At 70.9% G+C, this 17,384-nt stretch carries 14 protein-coding genes; 3 read left to right on the forward strand and 11 right to left on the reverse strand.

The window, feature by feature from the left end:
• Nucleotides 1–11: 11 nt before the first annotated feature.
• A complete protein-coding gene (locus tag ACT3T9_RS08170) occupies nt 12–464 on the forward strand; it encodes a hypothetical protein (RefSeq protein WP_193115775.1) in 453 nt (150 codons plus the stop codon).
• Nucleotides 461–1,378, forward strand: a complete 918-nt coding sequence (locus ACT3T9_RS08175; RefSeq protein WP_444606278.1) for a hypothetical protein — start codon at nt 461–463, stop codon at nt 1,376–1,378. The genes ACT3T9_RS08170 and ACT3T9_RS08175 overlap by 4 nt, the downstream gene beginning before the upstream one ends.
• A 111-nt stretch (nt 1,379–1,489) precedes the next feature.
• On the opposite strand, the gene ACT3T9_RS08180 is transcribed toward ACT3T9_RS08175, so the two are convergent.
• The 5 genes from ACT3T9_RS08180 to ACT3T9_RS08200 form a co-directional block, all read right to left on the reverse strand.
• Nucleotides 1,490–2,599, reverse strand: a complete 1,110-nt coding sequence (locus tag ACT3T9_RS08180; protein WP_444606279.1) for a hypothetical protein — start codon at nt 2,597–2,599, stop codon at nt 1,490–1,492.
• Nucleotides 2,600–2,899: 300 nt separating this feature from the next.
• Entirely contained in the window at nt 2,900–4,219 is a 1,320-nt protein-coding gene (locus ACT3T9_RS08185) for a hypothetical protein (RefSeq protein ID WP_444606280.1), read from the reverse strand.
• Nucleotides 4,220–4,253: 34 nt separating this feature from the next.
• Nucleotides 4,254–5,684 carry an MFS transporter gene (locus ACT3T9_RS08190; RefSeq protein WP_444606281.1) on the reverse strand — a complete coding sequence of 477 codons (1,431 nt, stop codon included), beginning with the start codon at nt 5,682–5,684 and terminating at the stop codon, nt 4,254–4,256.
• A gap of 83 nt (nt 5,685–5,767) precedes the next feature.
• Complete coding sequence (locus tag ACT3T9_RS08195; RefSeq protein ID WP_444606282.1) at nt 5,768–7,069, reverse strand: M48 family metallopeptidase; 1,302 nt, start codon at nt 7,067–7,069, stop codon at nt 5,768–5,770.
• Between the two features lie 218 nt (nt 7,070–7,287).
• The gene (locus ACT3T9_RS08200; RefSeq protein WP_444606283.1) at nt 7,288–8,745 is read right to left on the reverse strand and encodes an aldehyde dehydrogenase family protein; all 1,458 of its coding nucleotides are present in this window, start codon (nt 8,743–8,745) and stop codon (nt 7,288–7,290) included.
• Nucleotides 8,746–8,897: 152 nt separating this feature from the next.
• Between ACT3T9_RS08200 and ACT3T9_RS08205 the strand changes: the two genes are divergently transcribed.
• Nucleotides 8,898–10,040 carry a DoxX family protein gene (locus ACT3T9_RS08205; protein ID WP_444606284.1) on the forward strand — a complete coding sequence of 381 codons (1,143 nt, stop codon included), beginning with the start codon at nt 8,898–8,900 and terminating at the stop codon, nt 10,038–10,040.
• Nucleotides 10,041–10,076: 36 nt separating this feature from the next.
• Here ACT3T9_RS08205 and manA read toward each other — a convergent pair whose 3' ends face one another.
• The 6 genes from manA to ACT3T9_RS08235 form a co-directional block, all read right to left on the reverse strand.
• Nucleotides 10,077–11,279: a mannose-6-phosphate isomerase, class I gene (manA, locus tag ACT3T9_RS08210; RefSeq protein WP_444606302.1), complete on the reverse strand. Its 1,203-nt coding sequence runs from the start codon at nt 11,277–11,279 to the stop codon at nt 10,077–10,079.
• A 2-nt stretch (nt 11,280–11,281) separates the two neighbouring features.
• Nucleotides 11,282–12,328 carry a hypothetical protein gene (locus ACT3T9_RS08215; RefSeq protein WP_444606285.1) on the reverse strand — a complete coding sequence of 349 codons (1,047 nt, stop codon included), beginning with the start codon at nt 12,326–12,328 and terminating at the stop codon, nt 11,282–11,284.
• 97 nt (nt 12,329–12,425) lie between these two features.
• A complete protein-coding gene (locus ACT3T9_RS08220; protein WP_444606286.1) occupies nt 12,426–14,177 on the reverse strand; it encodes a pyruvate dehydrogenase in 1,752 nt (583 codons plus the stop codon).
• Between the two features lie 117 nt (nt 14,178–14,294).
• Complete coding sequence (locus ACT3T9_RS08225) at nt 14,295–14,810, reverse strand: hypothetical protein (RefSeq protein ID WP_444606287.1); 516 nt, start codon at nt 14,808–14,810, stop codon at nt 14,295–14,297.
• A gap of 65 nt (nt 14,811–14,875) precedes the next feature.
• On the reverse strand, nt 14,876–16,210 hold the full coding sequence (locus tag ACT3T9_RS08230) for a hemolysin family protein (protein WP_441444835.1): 1,335 nt from the start codon (nt 16,208–16,210) through the stop codon (nt 14,876–14,878).
• Nucleotides 16,211–16,291: 81 nt separating this feature from the next.
• Nucleotides 16,292–17,290: a serine hydrolase domain-containing protein gene (locus ACT3T9_RS08235; RefSeq protein ID WP_444606288.1), complete on the reverse strand. Its 999-nt coding sequence runs from the start codon at nt 17,288–17,290 to the stop codon at nt 16,292–16,294.
• Between the last annotated feature and the right edge of the window lie 94 nt (nt 17,291–17,384).

The following is a 17,384-nucleotide window of genomic DNA, read 5'->3' on the forward strand; positions in this document are numbered from 1 at the left end:
ATCCTCGACACGTGCCGCCCCCCGTCCGCCTCGCCCCCGCCGCCATGGCCTGGCGGCTGCTGGCGGTGCTGCTGTGCGTGGGGGTGCTGACGGTGGGCGGGCTGACCCGCTCGAACGATCTGTTCCCCTTCGGGGTCCTGGACCAGTTCTCCTCCGGCACCGACCCCGACGGAGAGGTGGTCAACACCTGCCTGCAGGGCATCCGCGGCGACGGAGAGCCCTTCGACATCCGCTTCGGACCGCGGAGCGTGGGCATCGAGCGGGCCGACGTGGAGAACAATCTCCCGGCGATCGAGTCCGACCCGCAGCTGCTGGCCCCGCTGGCCGCCGAGTACGACCGGCGTCACCCCGAGCAGGAGCCGCTGGATGCGCTGGTGCTGTGCCAGCGGATCACGTCCCTGCAGGGCGGCACCGCCCATGGCGAGGAGGAGCTCGTCGAGGTGGTCCGTTGGAAGGCCCCATGAGCACCACCTCTGCTGCGGCCTCCCGACCCTCGGGGGGCACCCGGCCCCGGTTGCGGTCGATCCTGTTCCCGGCCCTGCCCCTGGCCCGGATCAGGGTGCTGCGGGTGATCATCTACGCCTTCGTGGTGCTGGATGTGCTGACCTTCTCGCGCGATGTCCTCTCCCACGCGAACAACGCCGGGTTCTACACGCCGCTCGCGCTCGCGCGGCTGCTGCACCTGCCGGCGGTGACCACGCCGCTGGCGTACACCCTGCTGGTGCTGATCCTCGCCGGGTGCGCGGCGGCGATCGCGGGCCGGCGGCCGCGGCTGTCCGGCGCCGTGGTCGCACTCGCCTTCTGGCTGTGGATGCTCTACAGCAACTCCTACGGCTACATCGCCCACGACCACATGGCGCTGATGGTCGCGGTGGCGGTGCTGCCCACCGTCGCGGGGGCCGAGAGCACCGGCCCCGCGGGCACGCTTCCCCCGGCTGCCAGTACCAGTACCAGTACCAGTGAAGCGGCAGGCTGGGCGCTGCGCGCGATCCAGCTCGCGGTGATCGCGACCTACTTCTTCTCGGTGGTCCCCAAGCTCCTGTACTCCGGATCGCTCGCGAACTGGGGCAACAGTGCGATCCTCACCTGGGCCTCGATCCGTCGCGGCAGCGCCCTGGCGCACTGGCTGGTGGAGGTGACCCCGTGGGTGTTCGTGCCTGCGCAGTGGGCCGGGCTCGCCCTCGAGGCGCTCTCCCCGGTGGTGCTGTTCCTGCGCGGGAGGGCCCTCTACATCGCCGTCGCGCTCTACCTCGGCTTCCATCTGTCCACGCTGGTGCTCCTGGGGATCCACTTCCTGCCCACCGCGATCTGCTGGGCGGCGTTCCTGCCGCTCGAGCGGCTGCGGCTGCCGGGGCGCGGGGTGCAGCACTCCCGCTGAACCCGGCGCTGCCCGGTCACTCGTCCTGACCGGCCCACCCTTGCCGGGCCAGATGATCGTCGCACGGCTCCCGTCGGCACCAGGCAGCACCTCCCAGGCTGCTCGGCCCGTTCACTGCGGCAGGGGTCTGTTCCCGGCGTAGCTCCAGGCTGCGAGCTCATATCCGCCCTCGGAGCGGTGGATGCTCGCTCCGAAGAGTGCCGAGGTGACGTGGACCGAACCGGGTATCGGCTCCCGCTGCGACGCCGCCGTGCCCACCGGGACGAGGGCCGGCGGGGCCAGGGAATCCGGAGACTCCGCGAATGATGCCGGCTCTGGGGAGGACGGGGAGGACGACGGAAGCGGCACCTGGCCCGCTCGCCCGCTGACGGTGAACTCCGCGACCAGGTTCTCGCCGCGGAACTGGAAGCTGTCCCCGAGCATGTTCATGTACTCGATCTCCGGCTGCTGGGTCACGGTCCAGGAGCCGACCGTCCCCTCCGGCAGATCCACCGCGAACGGGCAGCCGAGCGGGTGCGGAGAGGTGCTCTCGGCGCACTGTGCGATCTCCCTGCGCAGCAGTGATCTCACCCGCGCCTCGGCGGGCAGGGTGAGCCCGTAGTCGATGTCGATCATGCCCGTCTGCCACTGGCCGAGGACCGGCGGCACGTAGATGACGCGGATGCGGGAGGTCAGGGGCGGCTGCGCGGCAGGCAGCTCGATCGCGTAGCTGCCGGGCAGGACATGCAGGACCACGCCCATCCGATTCGCGCCCCGTTCGCTGAACTGCACCTCGGGGATATCGAGCGGCTGACCGTTCAGGAGGATGGAATCGGTCCCGGTCAGCGGGCTGATGCTCAGGATCGGGAGCTGGATGGGCTCCAGCTCCCAGACCACCGGCGAGAACGGGCCCGCGGTGGTCGCGTGCAGGCGCAGCACGGTGCGGTGCTCCTCACGGCGGTTGCGGAGGGTGGCGGTGACCTCGGCTGAGGTGCCGTGCAGGGTGACCCGGTCGATCACGTACTCGGCGATGCCACCGGCTGTGGCCCGGTGGACCGCGGTGTTGATCGCGGTGTCGAGAGTTCCACCCACCGGGCTCACATGGCGGCGCACCGTCTCCATGTCACCGGAGATCACGGCGTCGAGGTACTCCCGCGCCACGTCGTCGGGGCCGTCGTGTCGCAGCAGCAGCCAGGGCAGGGCGATTCCGAGGAGTCCGAGCACGGTGAGCACGGCGATCACGGTCCGGAGCCGGGGCCCTGCGCGCCTCGACCGGTGAGGGGGTCGTATCCCCTCGTCGAGCTGTGACCCCGCGCCGTGCAGGCGGGGTGGGGACGTCTCTGACCGGGCCGCATCGATGCTGCCGGCAACGGTCCATCCCGTACGGATGATCCGACCGGGCGTCTGCTTCCGCTCCGGGATCACATAGCGCTCCGAGGCCAATCTCTCGCGTGGAGGAAGAGTACCGCAGCAGTCCGCAGAGCGCACCGGGGCAGGTCAGATCGGGTCAGATCGGGTCAGATCGGGCCGAGCCGGTGATGCTCAGTCGCAGCTGTCCACGGAGGAGAAGGTGTCCTCGAGATCCTCGATGATGACGACTCCGGCGAAGGCGCCGGTCTCGGCGTCGACACAGTAGGCGTAGCTGAGCGAGCTCGTGCTGCGCAGAGCGACGTCGAGCTCCCCCTCGCCGTCGATGGTGGCGGTGCCCTCGACCTCGAAGGGCACCGCCACCGGCGCTGCGGCACCGGCGGATGCCCCGGCGTGCGGTGTTCCATCGGCAGCTGCCCCGTCGGCCATCGGGGCGTGCGGGGTGAACTCCGCCGTCCCCCCGATGTCCACCATCCACAGGAAGGTATCGCCCTCGAGCACATCGACGCGGGGCGGGTCCGTGAGCCTCCAGGTGCCGTGGGCGGCGGTGGTCGTGGGATCTGCCGCCGGAGCGTCGGGCACTGCGAAGGGGCAGCCCTCGGGAGCCGGAGAGGTATCGGCGGTGCACGCCGCGAGCGCCGCGTCGGCCTGGCGCCGGACCTCCCGCAGACCGTCCTCGTCGAGGGTGTAGTGCAAACCGCGGACGGGCTTGCGCCAGTTCCCGAAGGTGGCCGGGGCCTCGAGGACGAGCGGCGCCGCCTCCAGCCAGCGCCGCGTACCGGGCAGGGAGATCTCGTAGGTCCCTGGCAGGAGCTGCACCGCGGTCCGCGGCGCGAAGGGGTCTCCGGTGGTGCCGAGCTCGGCGACCGGGAAAGGGACGCCGTTGATCGCGATCTCCTTCGCTCCGAAGGGCACGTCGATCACGAACTCGGGCAGCGCCACCGGCGCCAGCTCCCACGCCAGGGACGAGAAGGGACCGGCATCGTGGGCCGTCAGGGTGAAGGTGGCCTCGCTGCGGGTCGCCCCGGTGTGGAGCGAGGCGGTGACCCGTGCAGTGTCGGCCGTGACCTCGATGTGCTGGATCTCGAAGGATTCGAGCTGATCATGCGCCGCACCGAGGACCGGGGCGGTGAGGGCTGCGGCGCTGGCATCCGGGGCGTCCTCCGTCTGGGCGAGCACGGTCTCCAGATCGCCGTCGATCACAGCCTGGAGGAAGGCACTGGTGACCCGCTCCGGCCCTGCGGTGCTGTCGAGCAGCCGCGGCAGTCCGAGGAACAGGGCGAGCACCAGGGCGAGCACGCAGCCGACGGCGAGCATCCGCCGTGAGCGGGCGGAACCGCTCCGGCGGGTGGAACCGTCGCGCGGAGCCGGCGGTCCGGCGGGGCCGAGCGCCCCGGTCGGGCCGAGGCCCGAGATGCCGGCGGTCGCGGCGTCCTCGCCCCAGCCGAGCGGCAGCGCGCGCCCCGTCGCGCGGTCGCGTCCTCGCACCCCCATGCGGTCCTCTCCGCGGGCCTCTCGCGAGGGCCCGCTACAGCGCGCCCTTGCCCGCCTTCTCCCGGGCACGGTCGGCGAAGCTCACGCCCATCGCGGCCAGGGTGAGCGCCATGATAATCACCAGCGCGATGGTGAACGCCTCGAGCCAGGCGGTGCCGCCCAGCGTCAGGGAGAAGATGATGCCCGGGATCATCGCAGTGCCGATCGCGGCGCCGGTGCGCTGGCCCAGCTGCAGGATGCCGCCGGCGACACCTCCGAAGCGCGGGTCCACGGAGTTCAGGGTGAGGGTCTGGTTCGGGGAGATGGTCATGCCCTGGCTGAGGCCCATCAGCATCAGCGGCGCGGCCAACCACCAGAACGGGATCATGCCGTTCTCCACGAAGCCGGCCAAGATCCCGGTGCCGAGGAGGCCCAGGAAGGCGACGCCGAAGCCGACGATCACCATGCGCCGCCCCAGCGTGAGCACGTAGCGGCCGGCGATCTGGGAGGAGAATGCGGCGGCGATCGAGGAGGGCAGGCCCATCAAGGAGGCTTCGAAGGCGGTGTGCCCGAGGTGCATCTGCAGGTAGAGCGGCACGATGATCCACACGCTGGTGGCACCGAGGAAGTACACCGAGACGATGAGGATGCCGTTGCGGAAGGCTTTGTTCGCGAAGATCGCGGTGTCCACCATCGGCGGGCGGCCTGCTCGTTTGTACCGCTGCTCCCACCACCACCACAGGCCCAGCACGGCGATGCCGGCGGGGAAGGACAGCCACACCAGGGCGCTGGTGCCGCGCTCGAGGAAGGGCAGCATCACGCCCAGGATCGCGATGCACAGCAGGAGGCTGCCGATCGGATCGAGGTCCGGTCTGGCCTTGCCGCGCGCCTTGTCGTCAGGGATGAACTTGAACGCGCCGAGGATGGCGATCACGCCGATCGGGACGTTCATCAGGAACATCCAGCGCCAGCCCTGGTCGGGGCCGAGGATCTGGATCAGCAGCCCGCCGATCACGGGGCCGACGGCGGTCGCGACCGCCACCGTGGTGGCCAGCAGCGCGAAGGCGCGGGCGCGGTCCTGGCCGCGGAAGTGCTGCTGGATCAGGGCGACGGTCTGAGGGTTCAGCAGGCCTGAGCCGAGGCCCTGGAGGATGCGGGCGAGGTTGAGCGTCTCCACAGTCCCGGCGAAGCCGGACAGCAGCGAGCCGAGGGTGAACACGCCCACGCCGATGACGAACATGCGGCGGCGCCCGGTGGCGTCACCGGCGCGGCCCGCGGGTACCAGCAGCATGCCGAAGGCCAGCGCGTAGCCGGAGATCACCCACTGCAGACCGCCGGAATCTGCCTCGAGGCTCTCGCCGATCGCGGTGAGGGCGACGTTGATGACGCTCACGGCGATCAGGGCCATGAACAGGGGTGCGAGGAGGACGGCGAGCAGGGGCTTGCGACGCACCGGAGCATTCGGCGCGCTGGGGTCGGGGATCACGCTTCCACTCTATGCATTCAGTGCACTTTTGAGGAGGGTGAGGTGAGGGGAAGGACATGTGCTCCCCGCCCCGGCGTACCGGATCAGGAGGGCGTCTGCGCAGGAGGCGTCGGCGGGCCGTAAGGGCTCTTCTCGGCGCCGTGCGTCGTGCCCTTCGCGTCGGCCCGGTAGGGGCCGTGCGGGATCACGTAGGCGGTGCGGTCCGCGAGCAGCGGAGCGGAGGTCTGCAGGGCCCGCATGTCGGGGCGGTGGGAGTAGTCGGCGCCGGGGAAGCGGCCGAACTGGCCGTCGGCGCCGACGGGGCGGCGGGCGGCGGCCGCGTCGAGCATCGCCAGGGCATCGCCCGGGGTGGGGTACTTCGAGGAGAAGGTGTGCCCGGGTGGGAGCGGCGAGCTGAACATGCTGCCGCCGGGGCGGATCCACAGCGAGCCGGGCTTGGAGCGGTCGCGCAGGGCGTGGGCGCGCCAGGTGGTGACCGGGTGGGTCGAGAGCCAGTTGACGATGTGCACGAAGAGGCTGGGATCGGTCGCGGCACGGTCGGCGAGCTCGTTGACGTTCACCTCGGCGTTCAAGTACTTGCCGCCGGAGAGCACGCCCATCACGCCGGGCGCTCCCGCGGGTGCGTAGTCGTAGCCGTAGTTGTCGGCGGTGAACTCCTGCGCGCGGGAGAAGGCGGTGCCAAGGATCGGGATCATGCTCAGCACGTTCATGAACACGAGGCGGAAGTAGGAAACGTGGCCGGCGGCGAGGTGGCCCACCTCGTGGCCGATCACGAAGCGCAGCGCCTCGGGGTCACGGGTGCGGCCGCCCACCTCGAACATGTCGGAGTGGATGACCACGAAGCGGCGGAACCCGTGGCCGGAGGCGAAAGCGTTCAGCACGCCGCTGCCCATCTGCACGTAGGCGTCCGGGACGCGGCGCATCCCGAACTGCTGCGCGGCCTCCGCGACCATCCGGTAGCCCTCGGGGAACTGGGTGGGGCTCATGCGCACGGCGGTGGCGCGCATCTGCGCGTACATCATGGCGCGCGCGACCCACAGGATGATCGGGATCAGCGGCAGCAGCAATCCGAACTGGATCAGGAGGTCCGCCGCGCCGAGGTCCTCGAGCCAGTCGGGGAGCATCTGCTCCTCGTTTTCGAGGGCGCGCCAGGCGGGGCCGGTGAGGATCGAGGCCCACAGCCCGTAGGCGGTGACCGCGAGCGCCACGCCCACCCATAGCAGCGGCAGCTCCCAGGGGTGGCGGATCCGACGGCGTCCGCGGACTCCGTCCGTGGTCGCGCCGTTGAACAGGCGAGGCCTGCGCGGGCGCTCCGCTGCGGGATGTGCGGGCAGCGGGGGCTGGGTGCCGGGTTGGGGTGCCGGCCCTGGGGGCTGTGTGGTCATATCGGGTCCTTCCACGCGTGAAGACGCGGTACGTCGTTGCGCCCGACGCTATCCCCGCCAGCGACCGTGCGACCACTCAGGAGGGCCTGTTCGCGCAGATCATGGCCGCAGGTCGGAGGCGGTTGAGCCGTTCGACGCCGGGCCGTCGGCCGAACGGCTGATGCCGGGCCGACGTGCGGCGGAGGCGGACCGGCCCCGCGCGGGCGCCCGCCGGGCTGTCAGCGGAAGAGCCGGCGCAGCAGGCGGCGCTTCATCCCCCGGTAGGGCGGGTAGACGAACCTCAACGTGTCCGGGGTGAGCGGTTTCTTCACCACGGGCTTGGCATGGGTGAACGCCTCGAAGCCGGTGCGGCCGTGATAGGCGCCCATCCCGGACTCCCCCACCCCGCCGAAGGGCATGCCGGTGGTGCCCACGTGCGCGAGCGTGACACCGAGGGCGAGCGAGCCGGAGGACGTCTCCTCGGCGAAGCGCTCCTCGACACTGCGGCGCGGGGAGAACACATACGCGGTGAGCGGCTTGTCCCCGGAGCGGATGCGGGCGATCGCCTCGTCCGGGCCGGAGACGGTGAGGATCGGCAGCACGGGGCCGAAGATCTCCTCCCCCATCACCGGATCGTTCCAGTCCACACCCTGCATGATCGTGGGCGGGATGAAGCGGGTCTCGCGGTCCGCGGTGTCGGTGCCGCCGCAGATGGCCTTGTCGTCATCGATCAGGGCGAGCACGCGGTCGAAGTGCTTGGTGTTCACCATCCGGCCGTAGTCGAGGCTGCGGTCGGGCTTGCCGCTGTACATGGCGCGCACGGCTCTGCGCAGGTGCGGCATCAGGCGCTGGATGGTGCGCGGGGTGGCCATCAGATAGTCCGGGGCGATGCAGGTCTGCCCGGCGTTGGTGAACTTGCCCCACACGATGCGGCGGGCGGTGACGGCGAGATCCGCGCCCTCGTCCACGAACACCGGCGACTTCCCGCCCAGCTCGAGCACGGTGGGGGTGAGGTGCTCCGCGGCGGCGCGGGCCACGATCCGGCCCACGGCGCCGTTGCCGGTGTAGAAGATGAGGTCGAAGCGCTGCTCGAGCAGGATCGTGGTCTCCGCGACCGCGCCCTCGACCACCCGCACCCAGCCGGGATCCAGGTGGGTGCGCAGCAGATGCGTGAGCGCGGCGGAGGTCGCCGGTGCCACCTCGCTGGGCTTCACGATCGCGATGTTGCCGCCCGCGATCGCGGCGACCAGCGGCGCGAGCGTGAGGTTCACCGGGTAGTTCCACGGCGAGATGATCAGCGTGGTGCCCAGCGGTTCGCGGCGCAGCTGCCCGGTGGCGGGGGCCAGCATCGCGCCGAGGGAGAGCCGCTGCGGCCGCTGCCAGGTGCGCAGGTTCTTCATCGTGTGCGCGATCTCCTGCGACACCACCCCGAGCTCGGTCAGCGCGCTCTCGGTGCGGGACTTGCCGAGGTCCTCGGCGAGGGCGCGGGCCAGGCGCGGCTCCTCACGGCGCAGCCCCCGTCGCAGCGCGGCGAGCTGGGCGAGACGAGCCTCGAGCGGCCGGGTGGTGCCGGCGTCGAAGGAATCCCGCAGGGCCGTGACCTCCGCCTGGATCCGGGAGCGCAGGGCATCCTCGGCAGGGGTGGACGGGGCAGCGGCGGTCACGTCGGCGGCAGTGTCGTGCGCGTCTTTCGGCATGGCCCCAGCGTAGATCTCGGCGCTGGGCATCGGCAGTACGGGATGACCATCACCCGCAAGGGTCTCGCCAACCCCCGCCATGAGCGTCACCGTCACGGACAATGGTGGGTGATGACGGTCCGACGTCCGGGCCGGCGAGGAGGGCTCTGACGATGACCGTGCTGCTGGCCGCGCCGATCCTGCTGACACTGACGCTGCTGGTCTCCGGCCTGGCGAAGCTCGGTGCACGGCAGGGCACCGAAGATGCGATGACGTCGTTGAGGCTGCCGCTGCGCGCCTTCCACCGCTCGGTCGCCAACCTGCTGCCGGTGGCGGAGATCGTGCTGGCCCTGGGGCTGTGGATCCCCTCGGTGCCGCTGCAGGTGCTGATCGCGATGCTCGTGGCACTGCTGATGGTCACGTACCTGGTCATCATCGCGAGAGCTCTCACCTTCGGCGAACCTGTCGAGTGCTCCTGCTTCGGCACGCTCGCCTCCCCGACCGTCTCTCGCACCACCCTGGGCCGCAACCTCCTGCTCGCAGTGCTCGCGGTGATCACGCTGCTCGCGGCGAGCAGCGGCGTCATGACGATGGCCCTGGTGCAGGTGCCGCTGTCCCTGGTGGGACTCGGGGTCGCCCTGCTGCTGACGATCGCGCTCACCGTCCTCACGCTCGGCGGGTCCGCCGCCGGCGCTGCTGGGGCAGGGCCCGCGTCACGGCCGGAAGGCACGGCGATCGCCGTACCCGCAGGCCGGCCTGCCGAGAAGCGGGCCGACGGGTCCACCGACGAGACGACGGCGGAGAAGACCGACGGGAAGACCGCGGAGATGACCGACGAGATGGCTGAGGAGGAGCTGCTGGACTACGAGCGCGCCGCGATCCCCGGTGGGGTGCTCCAGCAGCCGGGAGGGCGCCTGATCACCCTCACCCAGCTCACCGCTCAGAGCGCCGCACTGCTGGTCTTCGTGTCCGAAGGCTGCGGGCCCTGCGAGCGGGTGCTGGACCACGCCGTCGGCTGGATCGACTCCCTGTCCCCGTTCATGCAGGTGAAGTTCGTGTTCTCGCGGCCCATCGACCAGCTGCGCGAGCGCACGACGCAGCGCGTGGGTGAGCACGCGATGCATGACCTGCAGTTCACGGCGCGCAGCACGCTCGGGGGCAGGACCGCGCCCTCCGCGGTGCTGCTGGGGGCCGACGGGCTGCTCGCCGGCGGTCCGGTCGACGGCGGCAGCGCGGTGATCGAGTTCGTGGAGGCGATCCAGGAGCAGCTGGCCGGCGCGTCCGACGAGGCCGAGCTCAGCCCTCCCACGCCGTGATGCTCCCCGGGGGCGTCGTGCCGGCCCTGTGAGGGCTCACGGCACGCTGGCCTGTGCGAAGCTGCCGGCGCCCCAGGCGCGCAGCGGGCCGTCGGCCGCAGGGACGAAGACCGCCTGGCCGGCCCGCAGGGGATGGCTCCCGGCGGAGGTCACCAGGGTGGTCGCTCCCCCGAGGCCCAGCACGATCCGGGGGCCCGTGCCGGGGATCGGATGCGGCTCGATCGGTGCCCCGGGTGGATCGGCGAGCTCGGTGACGGCGAGCTCGAAGTCGTCGACCGGGGCGTAGTACGCGATCGAGGTGGGATTCTGCCGCTCTGGAGCGACTCGCAGCGGGGGTGTGGCGGTGACGCTGACGCACTGGAGGACCTCGTCGGCATCGATCCGCTTCGGGGTCAGGCCCGCGCGCAGCACGTTGTCGCTGGCCGCCATGATCTCGATCCCGGTGCCGCTGATGTAGGAGTGCAGCGCCCCGGCGGGCACGAACATCGCTTCGCCGGGCTGCAGGGAGACCGGGTTCAGCAGCAGGGCCGCGACCACGCCCGGGTCTCCGGGATGGTGCTGCGCCAGCAGCGTTACGGAGCGGTCGATGCGCGGGGATGGGGAGGCACCAGCCTCTGCCCGGACCCTGCAGGCCTCGACCACCTCATCCACCGCGGAGGCGGGGGGTCGCAGCGAGGTGGAGACCAGGGTCCGGAAGGCGGCGCGCATCCCGTGGGCGGTGGGATTCTCGACCAGCAGGCGGTGCAGCCTGTCGGTGAGGACGGTCCCGAGACCGTCGAGGATCACCGCGGCGCGGCGCGGGGTGCGGAATCCGCACAGCGCGGTGAACGGCGTCAGCGCGATCAGCATCTCGGGCTTGTGGTTCGCGTCCCGATAGGTGCGCAGCGGGGAGTCCAGTGCGATCCCGGCGGCGCTCTCCGCGGCGAAGGACTCCGCGGCATGCTCGCGGGTGGGGTGCACCTGCAGCGAGAGCGGTCGTTCCGCGGCGATCACCTTGAGCAGGTAGGGCAGCCTGCCGCCGAACGCCCGGGCGACATCGCTGCCGAGCATCCGATCGGACTCGGCGGCGAGCACGTCGTCCAACCGGGCCCCACCGGGGACCGTCGCCGGCGCCAGGGGATGTGCGCCGAACCAGACCTCAGCCCAGGGGTCGCCGTCGGCGTCCTGCCCCAGAAACTCGGGCAGCGCCGTCTGCGACCCCCACTCGTAGTGCTGGAGGTGGCCGGTCAGGTCGAACATGCTCACGTGCTGCCCTCGAGGATCTGTGCGATCAGACGGGCGGGCTCGTCGGCTGCGACTGTCGGCGGTGGGGTCGGGTCCTCCCCGAGGGGACGCATCCCGTAGCGCTCCCAGTGCGCGCCGACCCAGGCGGGCGCGCGGGGGGCATGCACCCAGGCCGGGAGTCCGCGCACCGCGGCCTCGAGGATATCCGCGGAGAACACGGAGACCACGGGCCGGTACTGCTGGGACAGAGGGAGCGCGGGGTCCTGGAGCTCGACGCCGCGGCGGCGTAAAAGGCCATGGGCGGCGCGGGCGATCCGGTCGGTCTCCTGCAGGCCGGGCTGGTAGAGCGCGCCGGTGGAGCGGCAGTAGCCGTGGGCGGCCGCGAGTGTGGTGCGGCGCGGCAGCTCGATCGCCGAGAGCTGGCCCAGGAAGACAGGACGCTCCTCGCGCACCGGATCCGACCCCTCCGCGTCGTGGCCCGCCTGCCACAGCCGCTGGGAGCCGACCACCCGCACCTCGACGTCATCACGGCCAGCGCGGTGGAACTCCCCGTCCTCGGCGCTCCAGGCCAGCAAAGTGGTCTGCGGCGGCAGTGGGGGCGCGAAGGGGGTGAGCACGTCATGCTGGATGACGGCGCCGGGGACGTCCGCCTCGCGCGCCCAGGCGTGGAGGCTGCGCCCCACCTCCTGGTCCCAGCCGAGAGTGAGCACCGAGGTGATGCCGAGCCCGTCCAGTACGGCGGCCGGGGTATCAAGACGCCGATGCTGCCACTCGGGCCCGTTCAGCTCCTCCAGGGCCAGGCCGACGGGCGTGATCACGAGCGCCGAGCCCTGCACATAGGGCAGCACTGCGGGGAGCCCGCCGTGCTCGGCCCCGGCCGCGGTGTCGATGCCGAGCAGCGTGCGGGCAGAGCCGTCCCCCTCACGCGTGTGCAGCACATAGCCCTGCGGCGCCGACGCCCGAGATCCGGAGGCGGGCTGGGCGCGGTGGATACCGCGCACCCGGCGCCGGGAGCTGCGCCATTCCTGCCAGCGCTCGAGGCTGCGCGGATGGATCATGGCCATGGTCGGCACCCCCTTCGACTTGCGATCGCTCGCGAGGGACCAGCATTCCACACCGCGCCGCCGGTGACGGGCGGTTACTTACGGTGCGGACTCCTGGTCAGCGCGGCATGTTGCGCAGGTTCGTCGCCGCCATGTCGATCATCTTCCCCACGCCGCCGCCGAGGACGATCTTCGTCGACGCCGCCGCGAATCCGCGGATCTGCTGCGCGGTGATCTTCGGGGGCATCGAGAGGGCGTCCGGGTCGGTCACCACATCGATCAGCACCGGGCCGGGCGTCGCGAGCGCCTCGGCGAGCTGCTTCTTCAGCGTCTTCGGGTCGGTGATGCGTACCGCGCCGATGCCCACTCCTTTGGCGATCGTCGCGTAGTCGACGTCCTCGTGGTCGGTGCCGTAGTCCGGCAGGCCCTCCACCAGCATCTCGAGCTTGACCATGCCGAGGCTGGAGTTGTTGAAGACGACGATCTTGGTGTTCAGCTGATGGAGCTTCACGGTGAGCAGCTCACCCATCAGCATGCCCAGACCGCCATCCCCGCTCATGGAGATCACCTGGCGCTGCGGGAATGCCATCGAGGCGCCGATCGCTTGCGGGAGCGCGTTGGCCATCGAGCCGTGGTGCCAGGAGCCGAACAGGCGACGCTTCCCGTTGGGGGTGATGTAGCGGGCGCCCCAGACGTTGCACATGCCGGTGTCCACGGTGAACACTGCGTCCTCCTCGGCTAGCGTGTCGAGGGTCGCCGCGAGGAACTCCGGGTGGATGGGCGTCATCTTCTCGACGTTCTTCGTGTACGCGGCGACCACCCCGGTGAGCGCCTTGTGGTGGGCCTTGAGCATGCGGCGCAGGAAGCGGGAGCTCTTGGTCCCGGTCAGCAGCGGCAGCACGGCCTGCAGGGTGAGGGCCACGTCGCCGTGGACGGCGAGGTCCAGCGGCACGCGCCTGCCCAGCCGCGACGCCTCCGCATCGATCTGGACGATCGTGGGCGGCTGCTTCCCGTCGGCTCCGGGGAGGAACTCCGGGTAGGGGAAGTCGGTGCCCAGCAGGATCACCAGATCCGCCTCATGCATGGCGTCGTAGCAGGCGCCGTAGCCGAGCAGCCCGCTCATGCCCACGTCATACGGGTTGTCGTACTGCATGAACTCCTTCCCGCCGAAGGCGTGGCCGATCGGGGCCTTGACCTGCTCGGCGAGCGCGAGCACCTCCTCACGGGCGTCGCGCACCCCGGCCCCGGTGAAGAGGGTGACGGTGCTGGCGGCGTCGATCAGCTCGGCGAGGCGGCCGACGGGGGCTGCGGCGGGCTGGACCCGGCCGAGGTCCGTGGCGAGGTCCTTGGTGAGCGGGCCGTCCACCTCCTGGTCGGCGACATCGCCGGGGACCACCAGCACGGAGACGCCGCTCTTGGCGATCGCGGTCTGCACGGCGATGTGGAGCAGCCTCGCGCCGTGCTCGCCGGAGTTGACCATCTCGCAGTAGTGGGAGCACTCCTGGAACAGGATCTCGGGATGCGTCTCCTGGAAGAAGCCGGTGCCGATCTTGCCCGAGGGGATGTGGGAGGCGATCGCGAGCACGGGAGCGCCGTCGCGGTGGGCGTCGTAGAGGCCCTGGATCATGTGGGTGTTGCCCGGGCCGCAGGACCCGGCGCATACGGCGAGCTTCCCGGTCAGGCGGGCCTCGGCGCCGGCGGCGAAGGCTCCGGCCTCCTCATTGCGCACGTGCACCCACTCGATGCCGTCGGTGGTGCGCACGGCGTCCACCACAGGGTTCAGGGAGTCCCCGACCACCCCGTAGATGCGTTCGACGCCGAGGCCACGGAGTTGGGTGACGAGGAGCTGGGCGAAAGTGCTGCGGGCCATGGTGGTGCCTCCAAGGGTGATGAGTCCGGATGGGCACCGTCCGGGGCGCAGTGCCCGACCCCACCACCCTACCCTCGCACCGGCAGGAGCTCGGGTGCAGGCCTGGACGCGCTCGGCTCAGCGCTCGGCGTCGCCGCTGAACTGCTCGTAGGCCCTGAGGATCTCCGTGAGGGAGGGGTGCAGCAGCGCCGGGTCCAGGCTGAGATTCTCACCGGGCAGGCTCACCCGCAGCCGGTCGTTCCCCTCCCCGGTCTGTCGCCTCAGCTCCGCCTCCGCGTAGGGGATCTCGAGAGGCGGGCCGTCCCCGGTGGTGCGGCGCACGCCGTGCGGCGTCACCACCAGCAGGGAGGTGTCCGGCGCAATGGGGATGTCTGCGGTCTTCTTGGCCAGGCCACTCAGAATCCGAGGCATCACGACAGCGCTCGCAAGGCCGTAGGCGCCGCCGATGATCGCCAGCAGCAGGCTGCGGGGCTCCATGACGAACAGGGCGACGGCGACGATGAACGCACCGACGAGAAGGCTGGTGCCGATGAGCAGCGGCTGCATGCGCCGCATCTTCTCGGCGCGTTCCGCCGCGCTCTCTCGGTTGAAGTACACCGTCAGGTCATCGCCGGTGCCGTAGTTCGAGTGCATGGTCCGGAAGTATGCCAGCCGCACCATATGGTCGGAGGCCTCAGTCGCCGACCGGCGCGAAGAGCTCAGTCGCCGACCGGCTCCTCGAGCGAACTCTCGGCGGCCGGTTCCTCGGCGGGGCTGAACCGCACCGTCTGCACCCGGCGCTCGTCGACCTCGACCACCTCGAGCAGCCCTCCCTCGACCTCCACGCTGTCGCCCGCCACGGGGATCCGGCCCAGCTGGGCCATCACGAAGCCGCCGACCGTCTCGTAGCCGCCGGTGTCGGGCAAGGCGATGTCGGTGGCGGATTCGAACTCCTGCAGGATCAGCCCACCCTCGAAGGTGCCGTCGGCCGCGAGGATCCGGTCCAGACCGCCGGGGACGGGCCAGCTCTCCCGGTCGAACTCGTCGTAGATCTCGCCCACCAGCTCCTCGAGCAGGTCCTCGAGGGTCACGATGCCGTCGGTGCCGCCGTACTCGTCCACCACCACCGCGATCTGGTCGGCGTGGGCGCGCATCCGGTTCAGCGCCTCGAGCACCTGGACGGTGCCGGGGATGTGCTCGATGGGACGCACCAGCTCCGACAGCAGCGTCTCGCCCGGCTCCTCGACCAGCAGCATGTCGCGCACATGGACGAAGCCGAGCACGTCATCGACGTCCTCCCCGGTGACGGGGTAGCGGGAGAAGCCGGTCTCCCGGATCTCCTCACGGACCTGCACGACCGACCGCTCACCGTCGAGGAAGCGCACTTGGTGGCGGGGCTGCATGACCTCGACCACCGTGCGCTCGGACGCGTCGAAAACATCGGCCAGGACCCGCGACTCCGCCTGGTCCAGCGCCTCCGAGCTGCGCACCATCGACTTGATCTCCTCCGCGGAGACCGACTCCCGATTGGCGTGAGGATCCCCGCCCAGCAGGCGCACCACGATGTTGGTGGAGGTGGACAGCAGCCAGATCACCGGGCGCATGAGCTTCCCGAAGACACTCAGCGGGGGGCCGACGATCTTGGTCATCGCCATCGCGTTCTGCATCGCCAGCCGCTTGGGCACCAGCTCGCCGAACACGAGCGAGAGGTAGGCGATGACCAGGGTCATCCCGATCAGCGCGACCGTGCCGGCGCTCGACTCGGCGAGCCCCAGCTCGGTGAGCATCGGGACCAGCGAGGGGGCAATGGTGGAGGCGCCATAGGCGGAGGAGAAGAACCCGGCGACGGTCACGCCGATCTGCACGGCGGAGAGGAAGAGGTTGGGGTCCCGCACCATCTCTGCGGTGCGCTCACCGCCGGGGCCGCTCTCCTCGAGCTGCTTGATCTGCGATTCGCGGAGGTTGACGATCGCCATCTCGGTGCCGGCGAACAGGCCGCCGACGAGCACGAAGGCGAAGACCAGGCCGAGGTTCAGGAGCGCTGTCCAATCCATGGGGCAACGCTACCTGGGGGCGGAACCGGGAACTGGGCTGATCCTGCGCGTCTCACCGAATGCGCACACCGTTGCTGCAGTTCACAGCAGCGGCAGCAGCTCCTGCCAGACGGCGCGGAGGATCTCGGCGGCGCTTCGGCCCTCGAGCCGCGAGGTGACGGTCAGGACGGCGTCCTGTTCAGGAAGCACGATGAGCAGCTGGCCCATCGCGCCGTCGGCCCGCCAGGCACCGTCGGGCGTGCACCGCCAGATGCCGTAGCCGTAGTGAACGCTCTCGGGCTCGGCGTCCCCGGTGTCCACCCAGTTCTGCTCGGCGTGCATCGCGTCGATCCAGGCGGCTGGGACCAGCTGCGCCCCGTCGTGCTCCCCGCGCTGGAGCAGGAGCCTCCCGATCCGCGCCAGCTGCCCGCTCTTGAGGTGCAGCCCGCTCGCACCCCAGCTGTAGCCGTCGCGGGTGGTGTGCCACTGGGGGTTGAGGATCTCGAGCGGTTCGAACAGCCGCGGCATCAGCCAGTCGCGCAGGCTCTGCCCGGTGCGCTCGCTGAGCACCCGCGAGAGCAGCAGGATCGAGCCGTTGGAGTACTCCCACCGCTGGCCTGGCTCGGCGACCAGGTCGGTGCTGAGGAACAGGGAGGAGAGGTCGGCGTGATCGCGCTGCTCGTCGAGGAAGCCGAGCACCGGGGAGCCGGAGGTCATGGTCAGCAGGTGGCGCAGACGCACCTGCTCGATGCCGCTGCCGTAGCCGCAGGCCGGGGCGGCGAGATGATCGACCAGCAGGTCCTCGGGATCCAGCAGCCCCTCCGCGGCGGCGATGCCCACGGCGAGCGCCGTCACGGTCTTGGAGACTGAGTAGATGTTCTCTGCGGTGTCCCCGGCGAAGCGGTGGCTGAGCTCCGCATGGCCGGCGCGGTGCAGGTGCAGCGCGCGCACGCCGAGATCCTGCTCGAGGATCCGCTGGCGCAGCGGGAGCAGGAGCAGCTGATCGGGGAGGGCAGGGCTGGCAGTGGCAGTGGCAGCCGGGGTGGAGGTGACGGCAGGGCTGGCAGTGGCAGGAGTGCTGGCGGCAGCGGCGGCGTTCATGGGTCGACCGTACCGCCCGCCCCGTACTCCGGGATCCCGGATCTTCCCCGAATCTCCACCAAAGTCGGTGGTCAGGGTGTTCTGTAGCAGGAAG

Source organism: Brachybacterium sp. AOP29-B2-41 (assembly GCF_052378395.1).
Classification (GTDB): Bacteria; Actinomycetota; Actinomycetes; order Actinomycetales; family Dermabacteraceae; genus Brachybacterium.